We start from the raw sequence: 16595 nt of genomic DNA, 5'->3' as shown, positions 1-16595 counted from the left end.
TAAAAAGATGAAAAATATTAAATCTAATATAAATAAAAATTCAATTGTTTCATTGATTTTTATACTTACAATCTTCACTTTACTGTTTGGGTTCTTAGCTAAAATTGGAGAAGGCGTACTTACTAGAATTGAAAAAAGAATTTCACCTTCCCAAAACATTACTGCAGAAGCTACTCAACCCGCTCCGGAAACTGTAGATTTAAATAAATTATACCCTGTAAAGCAAACAGAAAATAAAACCTCTGATACAGCGAATAATACTGCAGCCACAGTAAATAATAACAAGAACTTAACTATTGGTTTAAAAACACCTGCTATATTAAAGAAAATAATAGATAGAGGTGAAGCTCTTAGCACAGATAGTATTATGTTTAAAACTAAATTTATTGAATTGAATGGTTTATTTAATAGAGTTTTAGGAAAGCGATTAGTTAATGATGTTGATAAAGATTATAACGTTGGTAAACTTGATAATGGTTATTTAGTCTTCACTAATCCTAAAATTGATATTACAAAATATGCTCAACAAACAAAGGACTTCAAAGACTACTTAGTTGAACAAAATATTCCATTATTATATATTCAAGCACCATATAAAATATCTAAGTATGATCCAGAACTTCCAACAGGTTTTGAGAATTATACTAACGAAAATGATGATAATATGCTAGCTGCACTTTCTAAAGATAATGTAAATACTTTAGATTTTCGTGAAGAAATAGCTAAAGATAATTTAAATCATTATGATATGTTCTTTAAAACCGACCATCACTGGACACCTAAGGCTGGATTTTGGGCAGCTACAAAAGTTGCTCACCTATTAAGAAATAACTACAATTTCAAAATTAATGAAGATGATTATAATTTAGATAATTATAATATAAATACTTTAAAGCATTGGTTTTTAGGCTCTCAAGGAAAAAGAGTTGGAGTCACTTATACTGGCGATGATGATATTGATTTAATAACACCAAAATTTGAAACTGATTTTAATTTTTCAGTTCCAACCTCAAATATAAATCGTTCCGGTGAATTTAAAGACACCATGTTTTTATATGATCTTATAAATAAAAAAGATTACTACAATCTTAGCCCATACGAATCTTATATTGGTGGTAATTATGATTTAAATTTAATAACAAATAATAAGAGTCCAAATAATAAGAGAATTCTACTTGTTAGAGATTCCTTTGCATGTGCAATGACACCTTTCTTAGCTATGTCCTGCAAAAACTTGGATACTATTGATTTAAGATACTATACAGCAAGTATTAAATCATATATCGAGCAAAATAAACCTGATGTAGTTATATTGATGTACTCAAATCAGCAAGATGAATATTTTAACTTTAAGTAATAATGGTCAATTATCAGTTTTAAAAGGCCGTTAATAAAGGCTAAATGTTCAAAAAACTCAATTATCTTTGATCTTCCATAATCGATAATTGAGCTTTTTTTATTTCTAATTTTTCATCTCAATTGTTCTTTGATTGACAATTGAAAATTGACAACTGTCAGTTGGTGAGCATTGTTTATGCTGATTTTATTTTTAACTTAACTAATAATTTATTCATCACTTCAAAGAACAATTCATCCCTAGTAAATAAAAGTATTCCAAGATAAATTCCTCCACACACTACTACATTAAACGCACACGAAATAAATACATTTTGTATAAAAAATCTTGATGCAATTGTTATTGGTATGAAAAGTAAGGAATAGAAAAAATATTTAATATTTTCAAATGCAAATAAATTTATATCTAGCTTTATAACCTTTTTTACTAGTCTATATTCTAATATTAATATAATCAAATTAGCCAAAAGAGTGGTTGATATAGCTGTTACCATATTAAAAGTACCTGTAAGGGTTAAGGTTATATTAAATATTAAATTCATAACCCCGCCTATCAAAACTAATATGGCATCTTGTTTTTCTTTTCCAAAGATATATATAATTTGATTTGCAACAACGCTTTCTACACCCGTTACTAACATATGAATTGCAAATATACTCATAACGGGAACTGCTGCTAAGAAATCTTTTCCTCCAAATATGTATATGGCTTCTTTTGAAAGACATGATAACCCAATAGCTGCTGGAAATAAAAATAAAAAATATATCTTTACAACTTTCTTTAACAAAACTAAATATGCATCTTTCGACTGGTTTCCTAAATAATTTGAAAGTCTTGGCATTGTAACTTGAACTACCGTTAATAATAAAGTACTTACAATAGTAGTTACTCTCTGAGCCATGTAATAATATCCAACTTCTGCTATACCACCAACGCTATCCTTTAACATGGTTTTATCAAGTTGAGTATATAAAATTCCTGTACTAGTTAGAATTACAACATAAAACATTGGCTTTATATGTTTTAAGAATTGCAAATCAGAAAAATCAAACTTAACTCTTCTCTTTATGTAAATAAAGCTAATTATGTTATTTATGAAATTAAAGCCTACAACTATGTATAAATAAAATAGGAAATCTCCCTTTTCTCTAATAAAAAATAAAATCAATGCTGAATATATTACCCTAATCAGCATTGTTTTAAGAGCAATGAAATCATAATTCTCTACTGCTTCATTAACCCATTCCACATAAAACATATTAGTAACTATATTAAAACCTAAAATTATGCATGTAAATAAATACGGTTGATCTTTATAAGCTATTGCTACAAAAACCATATATGCAACTGTAGCAACCGTATTTGTAAATACTGTAAAGACAAACAAGCTTGTGAATGTCTGTCCAAGCTTCTTTTTATCATCTCTTACTTTACTTATTTCTCTTAATCCATATTGATAAATTCCAAAGCTTGCAAATATTAAGAAATATGCAGTTAAGGAATCTCCATATCCAATGTATCCGTATAATTCTCCTCCAAAAGCTCTACTTACTAACGGCATTACTATTATAGGTAAAATTATATTAAATAAGTTGAGCATTGCTTTAAAAATTGCGTTTTTTGAAATTGACTTAGCCATTTATTCAGCCTCCATAAATATAAGTTTTTTTACTTATATTTCTCATCTGTGTTATTTCTTTTTCAATTGTACATTCTACGCAATTCCTTGTCAAATTGGTAATTAGCCTTTTACTCCACTGTCATTAATACCTTTCATAAACCACTTTTGAGCTATTAAAAATAATATTAACAATGGTAATACTGTAATTGTACTTGCTGCCATCACTTCTGGCCATTTTATTCCGTATGCTCCTCCTTGAATAAAAAATTGCCTAAGACCTGCTGAAATCAAGAATTTTTCTGGACTCTTTGTTATTAAAGAAGGATATAAATATTCATTATAGTAGGTTACAAAACTAATTAACCCAAAGGTTATAAAACTTGGCTTTGTTAATGGAAACATTATCTTTAAAAGTATTTTAAAATGAGATGCACCATCCATTCTTGCTGCTTCAACTAAACTTTTGTCAACTTGTAAAAAAGCCTGTCTGATTAAAAATATCCCAAATACATTAACAAGATTGCTGATAATGAGCCCAGTTAAAGTATCAATTAAATTAATATCAGCTAGTATCATATAGCATGGCACGTAAGTAACTGCTGATGGTAACATATATGTACCCATTATTAATGAAAATAATAACTTCTTGCCCCTAAATTTAAATTGTGTCAATGCATATGCAATCATAGCAGCACTAACCATTTGAAATGCAACTTCTATACTTGCAACAAATAAACTATTTCCCATATATCTCGCAAAAGGTGCTTCTGTAAATACCTGACTAAAATTATTCCATTGAGGAACTTTAGGAATTAACACTAAAGGAAAATTGAACACTTCTTCTTTAGTTTTTAGTGCACTGCTTATCATCCATAAGAAAGGGAAAAAAGTAATTACACTGATAAGAATTAATACTCCATGTCTCATCATACTAGCTAAGACTTGAGATAATTGTGGACGCTGTGATATAAGTTCTAACTTTATTTCTTCTACCTCTTTATCTATATCCTCTAGATTTTCAGCATTTCTTTTTAAATTTATATCCATTAACTCTATTCCCTCCCTGCAAAATTCTAATCCAGTACTATTAATAATGAACCCATTTTTTTGATGCGATAAATTGAATTCCTGAAAGAATTCCTATAATAAGCAATATAACTGTAGCCATTGTTGTGGCTTGCCCTATATTAAAATTCTCAAATGCACTTTGATAATATAAATATAATAAAGTTCTTGTGCTCCCTGCCGGTCCACCTTGTGTTAATACTTGAATTTGATCATAAGCCTGTAGAGAATTTATCATTGTTATTATGCTTAAAAAAAAGGTTGTAGGAGATATGAGAGGCAAAGTAACACTTATAAATTTATTCCAAGAACTTGCTCCATCTATTGCTGCTGCTTCATACAAATGCTTTGGTACCTTTTCTAATGCAGTTAAATAAAATACCATAGCCCATCCAATTCCCTTCCAAACTGTAACAATTATAACTGACATCATTGCTGTATTTGAACTTTGCAGCCATTGTGATTTTGGCATATGAAATAACTGCAGCATGTAATTAGCTAACCCATAGCTTGGCTCAAAAATCCAACTCCAAACTATTGATATAGCAACCGTTGGTGTAATCCACGGAGAAAATATAACCGCCTTATAAAAAGCTGAGCCTCTTATTTTTTTCTTTAAAAGAATGGCAAGAGCTAATCCACCAGTTATAGTTGGTATTAAAGTTCCTACTGTAAATACAAAAGTATTCTTTAATGCCTCATAGAACTTGTTGTTTAAAAACAACTCTCTATAGTTCTGAGTTCCAACCATATTATAATTAGAACTCATATAATCCCAATCTGTAAAACTCATGAATATAGCCTTTATCATAGGCCAAATCCAAAATATACAAAGAGGAATTAATGCTGGCAAAATAAACATTAAAGTCACAGACATATTCTTAATATGTTTTTTAATACCAACTCTTGCTTCCACAAAACCACCACCTTTTTTCAGTTTACAATTTACAGTTTACAGTTGATGATGAAAAGCCTTCAACTAATAACTTTAAACTGTTAACTCCTACTATTGATAAAATTCTTAACTTCTAACTATTAACTGTTCCCCTAACTCCTAAACAATTTTAAGTTCCGCATTGCATAAATGATCCGTATTGCAGCATAGCTGCTCTCTTTATAAGTGCATAGCTGCTCTTTTAATAGGTCTAACTCTTAACTGAATCAACCGCTTCTTGTGCAGTTTTTTGTGCTTCATCTAATGCATCTTTTGCAGAAACATTTTCAATTTCAACCTTATCAGCTGCAACCTTTAATGCGTCAATAATTTTCCCATCAGTTGGATCTATAAATACTTTTGTTGCATGTGCAGCTTGAGCAGTCGGAACCAACGCCTGAGGATTTTTCTTCACATACTCAGTAAACTCTGGAGTAGATGTACTTCCCTTGTTTACAGAAATATATCCTGATGCCATTGACCACTGAGCACTAACTTTTGCAGATGTAAAATATTTAATAAACTCATATGCTCCTTGTTTTTCTTCATCACTAATTTCTTTAGGAATTACTAATACTCTTGCTTGTGCAATAGGACTTGATTTTTTTCCTTCTTTAAATGCTGGTTGTTCAAATGCAGCTAATTTATTAAAATCCAAATCTCCTTGGTCACCTGATGATCCAGTATAACCAGCTGCTTTATCCTTCATAGCATCATCAACTGTTGCATACCAATATTCCCAGCCTTGTCCACCTGAGTGTATTCTCATAATTTTATCTTCATGAATCCATTTTCTAAAACTATCCCAAACCTCAATCCATTCTGGTGAATTTATTAATACTTGTTTTCCATCGTCACTTAATATTTTTCCACCATTACTTAATGCTGCATCAATTAAATTATCTTGTCCCCACATAGGTTCCCAGCCATAAAATGAAACTTCATCACCATCTCTTTTAGTAAGTTTTTTAGCAGCTTCAGCAAGACCTGTCCAAGTTTTTAATTTGTCTTCTGAAATTCCTGCATCTTTAAATGCTTGTTTGTTATAATATAGAAGTTGAGTTGTTCCAAATGCAGGAAATCCTATTAATTTATCCCTATATTTTCCTGTTTCTAAAAAGGATTCTAAATAATTATCTGCTTTAAAGTCAGTATCTTTGTTTGTATAGTCACTTATATTTGTCAACAAATCTTTTCTTGCAAATATTACAGCTTTATCAGGCTCTAACAATGCAATGGCAGGACTTTTCTTTGCTGCTATTCCAGCTTGCAGATTTTTAAAAGTAGTATCATACTTATCTTGAGCTACTCCCTTCACTTCATATTTATCTTGAGAATCATTAAAGTCCTTAATTATTTTCTCCATATTATCTCCAAGCTTTCCTCCAAGGCCATACCAATATTCAACTTGAATTTTACCACTGGCAGTCTTTACTGGTCCTTTTGCTGATACTCCACTATTTCCACAAGCAGCCAAACTCCCTAAAACAACAGAAATTAATGCCACTGCACAAATCTTTTTTACAAATTTATTCATAAAAAATTACCCCCATTATTTATAATAGTTTACAATCACGTACATTGTTCATCTTTTGAACATTTTTATATTATCACCGTTCATTGTTCATAACAATATGTTCATCAAACTTTTCCCAATTATTCTTTCAATTGTAAATAATCATCACTTCACTTTCAAATATAATTTATTGTCGCTTGATATTAACTTTATAATATCTTTTCTTATTGCTTATTATAGATATCAAATTTAAGAATCAAACTTACAACTGGAATATACATGCATCATTGAGAAATTATAATCGTAACACTACACTAGAAATCAGATACATTTTTCTGGAAGCAGCCATGTGAAATTGAACTGATGATGGTTATTAATGGGGCTTGTTTCATTTACAGCTTGTCTAAAAGTGAATGTCCAAAAAGTAAGTGTCCAAATTTTATATTTGGAAACATGAACTTTCTCCTTGGGGATTTTACATCTGGAACACGCTTAAATGACGACAAGCCCCAATTTAGAACCTTCCAGCGAAAATTTCACTAGTCCTGTGGAAGATAAATGTATAAGATTTCGGTAATTGTTGCATAAGTCTAATTCTCGCCTTGGATATCTTTACTAGGAAATTTTCTTGGACACAAAAAAAGAAACTCAACCTCCGCACTAAGTGCAAATATTGAGTCTCTTTCTTTTCAATAAAATTTTAGTTAATATATTTTAAATTGTTAATAAAAGGGCTAATTAATTCTAAGCTTGTACGCTATCTGTATGGTGTTGTGCAGCTACTTCATCTGCATAAGCCATAGAATCTGCCTTCTTAAAGAATGGAAGATAGATAGCTGTATCAATTACTAAAATAACCAATTGTGCTAATGCATATGGAATACCACCTATTAATAATCCTGAGATGACTGGTGGTACTGTCCAAGGTGGAGTTACTCCTCCCATTGGTGCAAGTAATCCACTTGCAATTGCAAGATACATTAATATTGCTGTTAATACAGGACAAACTATGAATGGTACAGCCATAATTGGATTCATTACTATTGGAGTACCAAATAAAATTGGTTCATTTATATTGAATAAGTTTGGTGCTATAGCTAATCTACCCAATTGTTTAAATTGAGCTGATTTTGCGAATAATACCATACAAAGAACAAAACCAAGAGTATGACCAGAACCTGCCATGTTTATAAAGTTATCATAGAACTGAGAAGTTACTATATGAGCTCCATGTGCAAGATCTAAAGTTCCTGCTTTTTGAAGTTCTGTATTTGCTAACATATTAGCGCCTAATAAGCTTCCAACTATACCTGACATTATAGTTGCACCATGTACACCAAACCACCATAAGAATGGAATACAGAATGCAATCACTATAACTCCACCTAATGAATCTGATAAACCTTGTAATGGTGTTTGAATAACTTTATAGATTAATTCAACAAATGTTGTATTTCCTCCCCATTTTAGAGCTGCATATACAACACCAGCAGCTGTGAACATAACTGCAGCTGGAATCAAAGCTGAGAATGCTGAAACTACACCTGTTGGTACACCTTCTGGCATTTTAATTCTAATATCCTTCTTCATAAACCAAGAATATGTTGCACCAACAATTAAACCAATTATAATTGCAGTAACCATACCTTGACCACCAACCCAGGCCTTTGGTATAACTGACCCAACTGAAAATACATCTTTTGTTCCTTCTGGAGTGAAGTTTACTGAATCAGAAGTTGTAATTAAAAATACAGATAATGACATTACTCCTGCTGATAAAGGTTCATGTCCTTCATTCTTAGCATAAACATAAGCTATTGAAATAACAGAAACTAAAGCCATAATACTCATTGTATTACCTTGAATTTTATATAACGGATCAGTCCATCCTGCTCCAAATGTAGCAGTCATAAAATCTGTGAATGCTTTAATTGGAAAAGCGGCTATTAATAGGAATAATGAACCTATGATTTGTAGTGGCATTGTGTATAATACACCATCTTTTAGTGCTTGAATACCTTTAAGGTTAACGAATTTCATAACCACTGGTATTACTTTTTCGTTCAACGTTTGACTCATTGACATAATATTTTCCCCCTTGTATTTAATTAAGATTATAATATAAATAATTACAAATAATAAATTTGTTATTATTGACACATAAATAAAATGTTATTCTTTAATATCGTTTTCACATGTTTGAAGACATCATATAACTGTATATAATACAGTTATATAGGTGACATCCTGCTTATAAATCAATTAAATTACTTAATACCATATAAGTAACTTACTTTATTTATTCGCTAGTTTTAAAGCTAAATCTAAAACTTTAGTTCCATTCATCATTCCATAATCAACCATTGGAATTACTTCTACAGGAATTCCTTTTGGATCACAAAGGCTTTTTGCTTTTCCTAATGTATAACCAACTTGTGGTCCTAATAAAGCCACATCCATGCTATCTAAATGTTTATCCATTTGAGATTCTGGAAAAGCTACAATTTCAGCTTCTACACCTTTAGCCTTAGCTGCTTCTTTCATTTTGTTAACTAAAACACTAGTTGACATCCCTGATGCACAAAACAATTTGATTGTTACCATATTTATTTCCTCCTTATAATAGATTAATAGATAGATTTAAAGATATTTTGAAATGCTATATCTCGGCATTATGTTATAATGTCTTCTTAACATTTTATGCAAATCTATATTGTTTAATGAACTTATTTAGCTAATGTATTAACAACTTTTCTTAATTCCATAATTTGTTGAATAAGATTTTTTTCTGTTATAGCTGTCATTAAATGATCTTGTGCATGAACAAATAATACTGATAATTCTATTTTCTCTCCAGCTGCTTCCTTTTGAAGCATTTCTGTCTGAGAATCATGAGCCTTAGCCAATGCATCATTTGCTAATACAATTTCTTTATCAGCTTCTTCATACTTACCTTCGTTTACAAGGTTAAGGGCCATGTAAGAATGATTTTTACAATCTCCTGCGTTTATTATTATGTTCATAATTGCCATCTCTAACGGTTCCATTTACATTCCTCCATTTTATGCTTTACTACTTTATGCAAATATATAAAGCAATACTCATGCCAAACACTAAAAAATAACTTTTATTTTTAAATGTTATGCTTTATAATATACAATGTAGATGCTTGATATTATCTATGTTCAAGTCATTTTGTTAAATAAAAAAAGTCTTTCAAGTTTTTTTATTATTTTTTTCTGTTTAATTCTATTTTAATTACTGTTTGTACATTTTTATTAGTGTTTAATAACTTTTTTATAGTGTTTAAGACTTATTCTTTGTTTGCTTAAACACTATATAAATATTGTTTGACCTTATTAATAAGTATATGGTACTATTTCCATATAATACATGTAAATGCTCGATTTTATATACACTAATCGCATATATAGTATACATTAGGAGGAAAACTATGGCGAAAAAAGACTTAGTATATCGAAAAATACTTCAATTAAACAATCCAAATGGAATTGATACTAAAACACTAGCTTCTTTAATTAATATGTCCAGAGCCAATTTAAGTCATGAACTAAATGAATTATGTAAGGAAGGTAAATTATCGAAATCATCTGGAAGACCTGTTTTATTCTTTATTACAAATGATGAAAATACACCTACTGAATCACAGTTAGATCTATTAGCCAAAACTAATACATCTCTCAAAGATTCTATTGAACAAGCAAAAGCTGCTATTTTATACCCTCCGAAGGGTATGAATTGTTTAATATTAGGTAGCACTGGTGTTGGTAAATCAATGTTTGCTTCATTAATGCATAACTATGCTTTAGAAATGAAAGTAAAACCCGAAGATTCTCCATTTATTGTATTTAACTGTGCAGATTATAGTAATAATCCTCAATTACTTACTTCTCAATTATTCGGAGTAAAAAAAGGTGCTTATACAGGAGCTGAGTCTGATAAAACAGGCTTAATTGAGCAGGCCGATGGTGGGATATTATTTTTAGATGAAATTCATAGACTGCCTCCAGAAGGTCAAGAAGCTCTTTTTATATTTTTAGATACTGGAACCTTTAGGAGAATTGGAGATTCAGAGATAAGAAAATCAGATGTTCTAATAATTTCTGCTACAACAGAGGATCCAAATTCTACTTTGCTAAACACTTTTACAAGAAGAATTCCAATTATAATAAATATTCCTTGTCTTAAAGATAGGACTCTAGATGAGAGATTATTTCTAATTAAAAGTTTCTTCAAATATGAAAGTATTCGTATTAATAAAGAAATATATGTTTCTCTTAATTCACTTAGAGCTTTACTATCTTATGACTGCCCTAATAATATTGGTCAATTAAAGAGTGATGTTCAACTACTTTGTGCAAAAGCATATTCAGAATTTTTAACTAACCAAAAAACAGATGTAAGAGTTCACAGTGGAATGTTACCACATTATATAAAAGAAGGACTTTATAAAGAAAAAGAACACCGTGTTTTATGGAATAAATTAATGAGTGAGGAAATTGAATATTTCAGATTCAACGGTGCAAATGAAGATACCAATACCATTTTTAATAATGTAGATAACACAATTTATGATTTTATAGAAAATAAACTTGAAAAATTAAAATCCTTAGATATTTCTGATATTGATATTGAAAATATACTTGAAAAAGATATTGCAAAACATTTTAGCAAAAATAATTCTGAAGTCTCTAAAGAAGCCAACAAAAAGAATTTATTGACTATCATCGATGAAGGTATTTTAGACTGTTTTGATGAAATAATAGATTATGCTTCGCAAAAACTAAATATTACTTTTGATAATAATCTTTACACAGCTTTTGCGCTACATATTAATACTTTAATAAACAGAATCAACAATGATAAGATAATAATAAACACTAATTTAAATAAGATTAAAGATTTGTATCCTTTAGAGTTTAGTACAGCAATTGAAATTAAAGAAATTATAGAAAATTATATTAATAAATCTATTCCAATAGATGAAGCTGGATACTTAACTTTATTTTTAATACCAGATAATACTTTTAATTCTATGGCCCAAGATAAAGCAAAAGTTATACTTATCGCTCACGGAGACTCCACTGCTACCTCAATGGCAAATGTCTCAAGCAGTCTTTTAGGAGAAGATTATGTGCTCCCAATTAATGCACCAATTGATGTTGCACCTTCTAAAGTACTAGATCAGTTAAAGAAATGTATTGAAAATAATCCTACTTCTGCAGGCTACCTATTATTAGTTGATATGGGATCATTAACAACTTTTGCAGATACAATAAAGAAAGATTTAAATGTTGACATAAAAGTAATATCTCTTGTCTCAACATTACATGTATTAGAAGCTGCTAGAAAAGCGCTACTAGGTTCATCTTTAGATGAAATTTATAACGATGTGCTTATGGTTAATTCTTATGTGGAAATGCATAAAAATGTAAGTCATACATCAGAAAATCGGGATAAAATCCTAATAATCACTGCATGCTTAACTGGTGAAGGAGCAGCTATTGCAATTAAGAATTTTTTACTTAGTAATCTTAGATTGAATAGCGATTATTTTGAAATAGTATGCTTAAATTGCTTGGACAAAAATTACTTTAAAGAAAAAATTCTCAATCTCCAAAAAGAAAATGAAATATTATTTATAGTTTCTTCTTTCCCTGTAAGTTCAAAAATAAAACAATATACTATGTATGAAGTTTTTGATATGGATGTACTAAAGGAATTACAAGCTGCTATTGATTCAAAAACTACAATGATCAACATACCTAAAATTATAAAGGAAAATGTTAATAACATAGATGGTGTCGAATTATTTAATGATGTAACTAAGTTCTTAAATTTACTAGAGACTAAGCTTTCTATAAAATTATTAGAAGAAGTTACCGTTGGAATAATTCTTCACATAGCCTTTGTTATTGGACGATTGAGAAATGAGAATAATCCTGCTATTTATCCTGAAAGAGACAATTATATAGCAGAATATATTGACTTATATACACTAATAAAAGAAAATTTAGGCTTTATTAATAATAAATACAAACTTGATATATGTGATGATGAAATATGCTATTTAATGAAATTATTATTAAATGCAGAGCCAAAATTAAAAGATAAGTTCAAACACAAATAAGAAGATAGGGCAATTATCATAAATGATAATTGCCCATATTTACATATGTGAATCCACAACTTTATTATGTAACCTTTTTCCGATACTTTCTATTATGTACAACACAGGTATTTGAGTTGTTATATCACTAATTCCTATCCTTTCTCTCTGAACATAATACGATATGTTAAGGTCAGATATCTTGGCTATAGTACAATTTTCACTATTAGTAATACTTACAATTGTACTATTTTCTCTCTTTAAATTACTTATATGGTCAATAACAGTCGCTGTTTCTCCTGATACTGATATGGCTATTATTATAGAATCTTCGTACATTTTATAATTTCTTGGGAAATATGGATCATCAATATACATTGCAAATCTACCTATTGAAGAAAAATATCTAGCTGCATATTTACATAGTATTCCTGATGTCCCAGTTCCTATAAATATAACATTATTAGCTGCTTTAATTAAATCACAAAGAGTATTTAATTTCTTTTCTAATTCACTATTATCTAACTTTTTAAAAAAATCTATTATTATAGAAGTATCATCATTTATTTTATTACTTTCATTTTTTTGAATATGCATTTTCAATTTTATTTTAAATTCTGAATACCCTTCACAGTCAACCTTTTTACAAAACCTAAGTATTGTAGTCGTTGATACATGTGCTTCATCTGCCAATTCCCTAATCCTCATATAAACAACTTTATCTGCATTTTTCATTATATATCTATATAGCATTAGTTCCAAATCATTTAAACTTTGTATAATTTCATAGTTAAACATAATTTAATCAACCTCTTCTTTCATAAATATGTCTATTTAATTATACCCTATTTAGTGTTTTTTTTATATTCCCTACAAAAATTCTGGCACTGGATAAGTTATGAACAACATATTGAGCTCATTTAAACATTGACATTATTTCTAGAAAAAAGAAGGTTCTAAAATTTAAATTTTACACTTAAATTCCAGAACCTCTTTTAAATGAATTTCTTATTAACTTATTGCTAATTGAAACCTCTCTTTGTTAGTCTAAATTTAAAAAGTTCTATAGATATCCAAATTAATAATCAAACTTATAAATGGAATATGTATGCATTATCAAGAAATTATAATCGTAACACTGCACTAGAAATTAGATACATTTTTCTGGAAGCAGGCATGTGAAATTGATCTGATGATGGTTATTAGTGGAAGGTTGTTTCATTTTCTGCTTGTCATAAATTTACTTTAGGAACATGCAGAAATGAGTGCAACCTTCCACTTAGAACCTTCCAGCGAAAATTTCACTAGTCCTGTGGAAGATAAATGTATCTGATTTCGGTAATTGTTGCATAAGTCTAATTCTCGCTTTGGATATCCATATTTTTTAAGTTTTAATCACTTTGCTCTATTTGTTATTTGTGTGCTTATAGTTTGATACTCTTGAATCATTTATAACACCACTATAATTAAGTCCAAATGCAAAATCATATACATGTCCATCACTATCTTTATAGCATTCCATATCAAGTCCAACATCTTCTAATTGCTTCTCAACAGTAGTCATATCTTTAGGCATTTGAATTGGAAGCAATCCTTTTGGTTCAAATTTACCTGTAATAACATCTAATAATGCGGCATCACTTACGGAAAATCCAACTACTATTGAATCACACAATTTTTCAAACTCTCCAAAACAAACAGCATTACTTGCTTTCATAGCACAAATAATCGGAATGTTTTTACCACTTTTCTTAATAGCAGCTTTAGCATTTACCATAGCCTCAAGGTCATAAGAATTATAAATACTTGAGGTATTGCCGTTATATGAGCGATTTTCTTTAGTTCCATCTGCAAGTTTATCTCCACTTATAGAAACTTTACGCCCATCTTTAGCCACGTAATCTGAATATTGCAATGAAAGAGGATAGAATTTTTTATTTCCAGCTGCATCTACTGAAAGTCCTGCATATGAAAAATTACTTCCATTGTTAGGACTGCTCATGCCTACTATAACTAAATCAACATCTGAAAGATCCGGCGCCTTATATCCAGTTATATTTCCACTTGCATCTTTAACTGGAATATCTGTAACTACTTCTTTAAAGTAATTTTTAGCCACATTAATTGTCATTGTTTCACTCCAAGCGGCTTCAGATGTACCAAAAGCACTCTTAATTGCTTTTGTATATGTCATTGGAATGTAAACTTTCTTGTTCTTAGCTGAACCATTATCAACTTTAATTGTGTTATTTGAGTTTTTAAGCATAACTATTGAACTAAGTTGAGCATTATACCCATCTTCTTTCTTTTCTTTACTTCCAACTATGCTTAATGAATTGTTTAAGTTAAGATATGGATTTTCAAATAATCCTGGATTAAACATAAGCTTCAAAAGACGAACTGCTGATTGTTCAAAACGATTACGTGCCCATGCCTCTCCATTATTCTTAACCATCATATTATAAGCAGCAATAACAGGTTTTGAATTATTATTTCCGCCAAACATATCAACGCCATTCATAAGCACATCATAGTGACGTTCATCAACTGTCTTGTTTTCTTCTCCCCATGCCATTCCAAAACCTTTTCCAAAAGGAGTTGGTGGTGTTGCTGTTACTCCCCAGTCTGTGCAAACAACGCCATCAAATTTATTTTTATCGCGAAGTATACTCATTTTTTCCTTATTGTAAGCACTTCCTACTGCTTGCTCTCCAATTGGATTTCCTTTGGCATCTAATCCTATAGAGTAAGAATCCATTACAGCAGTAGCTGAACCTGTTTTCCCTTTAAGCTTTAATCCACCTTCAGTAAATGGTTTTAAGTGCTCGCTGAAATTATTTCCTGGATATACAGCATATTTTCCAGTCATCATATGAGATTCACGTCCACCTTCTCCAGCTCCATCCCCTGGCCAATGTTTAATCATACAGTTGATTGAATCTTTTCCCCAGCCTAGATCTTTTCCATCTTTATCATAAGTTGATTGAGACCCATCTACATAAGCCTCTGCCATATCTGTTGCAAGCTTAGTATCTTCTCCAAAGGTTCCATATACACGCAACCATCTTGGTTCTGTTGCTAAATCGATTTGTGGTCCTAAAGCAGTAGCTATCCCCATTGCCCTATATTCTGCTGATACATCTTTTGCAAATTCATACATTATATTAGTATCAAAGGTAGCAGCAAGACCAAGGTTAGAAGGCCATAAAGAAACATCCTTTCCTGATATAGCATTTGAATATTGATCTCCTGAACCTGCAGTACTACGAGGATCAGAGCTGAAATTCACTGGAATTGGGCATGGTAGACTTTCAACATAAGCCTGCATTTGATTATTCCAGGTCACTGCTGCTTCAGTATTATTACTTCCTGCATTTAATACTGCTCTTAAATTATCTTCTGAAAGATATTTTTTTTGGGCATCTGTAAGTCCTGCTTCTATAGTTTTTTCATGGGCACTAAAAAGCATAAGTCCTGCTATTTGATTTACTGTAAGAGATTTAGCTAAATCTTTTGCTCTGGTATCTGAATCTAATCTCCAATCTTCAAATTTATCTAGCTTCCCGTTTTTGTTTAAATCTTTAAAGGCATAAGTATAATTACCATCTTTTTGTTCAATTAATTTAACACCTGAATTTTTTGAATACCCAAGCTCCTTCCCATTATTAGGATTTGTAACCAACATATAAGTAGTCTTCCCATCAGTAACTTCTTTTTCTGTGTATTTCACTGGATCAGCAGCCTTTGCTATTGTTGTAAACATAAATTGACTGGAAATTACTGCTCCTAAAAGTAGATTTGCTATTAACTTTTTTCTTTTCACAAATATTTCCCCCTACCTCTAATTATATTTTATGTTATTTCGCAATTTTTACTTTATTATAAACAAAACTCTTTTTAAAACATTTTATTCTGTATATAACTAGTAAATTGTTTCCACTTATATTCATAGCAATTTTTATGCCAGTTCCT

11 protein-coding genes are annotated in these 16595 nt (G+C 30.2%); 2 read left to right on the top strand and 9 right to left on the bottom strand.

The genetic code is table 11. From position 1 onward, the window contains the following. Positions 1–7: 7 nt before the first annotated feature. Positions 8–1357 (top strand): DHHW family protein, encoded by a 1350-nt coding sequence (locus L3B98_RS11485; protein WP_238916705.1) that lies wholly within the window; start codon positions 8–10, stop codon positions 1355–1357. A gap of 175 nt (positions 1358–1532) precedes the next feature. Here L3B98_RS11485 and L3B98_RS11480 read toward each other — a convergent pair whose 3' ends face one another. From L3B98_RS11480 to L3B98_RS11450, 7 genes are all read right to left on the bottom strand, one after another. After that, complete coding sequence (locus tag L3B98_RS11480) at positions 1533–2996, bottom strand: oligosaccharide flippase family protein (protein ID WP_077366392.1); 1464 nt, start codon at positions 2994–2996, stop codon at positions 1533–1535. Positions 2997–3098: 102 nt separating this feature from the next. Next, complete coding sequence (locus L3B98_RS11475; protein ID WP_343073682.1) at positions 3099–4025, bottom strand: carbohydrate ABC transporter permease; 927 nt, start codon at positions 4023–4025, stop codon at positions 3099–3101. 40 nt (positions 4026–4065) lie between these two features. After that, complete coding sequence (locus L3B98_RS11470; RefSeq protein WP_238916722.1) at positions 4066–4920, bottom strand: sugar ABC transporter permease; 855 nt, start codon at positions 4918–4920, stop codon at positions 4066–4068. Between the two features lie 268 nt (positions 4921–5188). After that, on the bottom strand, positions 5189–6514 hold the full coding sequence (locus L3B98_RS11465) for an ABC transporter substrate-binding protein (RefSeq protein ID WP_238916704.1): 1326 nt from the start codon (positions 6512–6514) through the stop codon (positions 5189–5191). A gap of 723 nt (positions 6515–7237) precedes the next feature. Next, the gene (locus L3B98_RS11460; protein ID WP_275298401.1) at positions 7238–8578 is read right to left on the bottom strand and encodes a PTS sugar transporter subunit IIC; all 1341 of its coding nucleotides are present in this window, start codon (positions 8576–8578) and stop codon (positions 7238–7240) included. A gap of 210 nt (positions 8579–8788) precedes the next feature. Beyond that, positions 8789–9097, bottom strand: a complete 309-nt coding sequence (locus L3B98_RS11455) for a PTS sugar transporter subunit IIB (RefSeq protein WP_015395419.1) — start codon at positions 9095–9097, stop codon at positions 8789–8791. Positions 9098–9219: 122 nt separating this feature from the next. Next, complete coding sequence (locus L3B98_RS11450) at positions 9220–9540, bottom strand: PTS lactose/cellobiose transporter subunit IIA (RefSeq protein ID WP_015395420.1); 321 nt, start codon at positions 9538–9540, stop codon at positions 9220–9222. Between the two features lie 407 nt (positions 9541–9947). Here L3B98_RS11450 and L3B98_RS11445 point away from each other — a divergent pair, with 407 nt between their 5' ends. Then, the gene (locus tag L3B98_RS11445; protein WP_238916703.1) at positions 9948–12644 is read left to right on the top strand and encodes a sigma-54-dependent transcriptional regulator; all 2697 of its coding nucleotides are present in this window, start codon (positions 9948–9950) and stop codon (positions 12642–12644) included. 39 nt (positions 12645–12683) lie between these two features. On the opposite strand, the gene L3B98_RS11440 is transcribed toward L3B98_RS11445, so the two are convergent. Continuing rightward, positions 12684–13421, bottom strand: a complete 738-nt coding sequence (locus L3B98_RS11440; RefSeq protein ID WP_077366399.1) for a MurR/RpiR family transcriptional regulator — start codon at positions 13419–13421, stop codon at positions 12684–12686. 607 nt (positions 13422–14028) lie between these two features. Beyond that, positions 14029–16446 carry a glycoside hydrolase family 3 N-terminal domain-containing protein gene (locus L3B98_RS11435; protein WP_238916702.1) on the bottom strand — a complete coding sequence of 806 codons (2418 nt, stop codon included), beginning with the start codon at positions 16444–16446 and terminating at the stop codon, positions 14029–14031. Positions 16447–16595: the final 149 nt, after the last annotated feature.

Source organism: Clostridium sp. YIM B02555, from assembly GCF_022320955.1.
Taxonomy (GTDB): Bacteria; Bacillota; Clostridia; order Clostridiales; family Clostridiaceae; genus Clostridium; species Clostridium saccharoperbutylacetonicum.
Note: the sequence above shows the minus strand (reverse complement) of the source record. Positions and strands in the feature narration are given on the sequence as shown.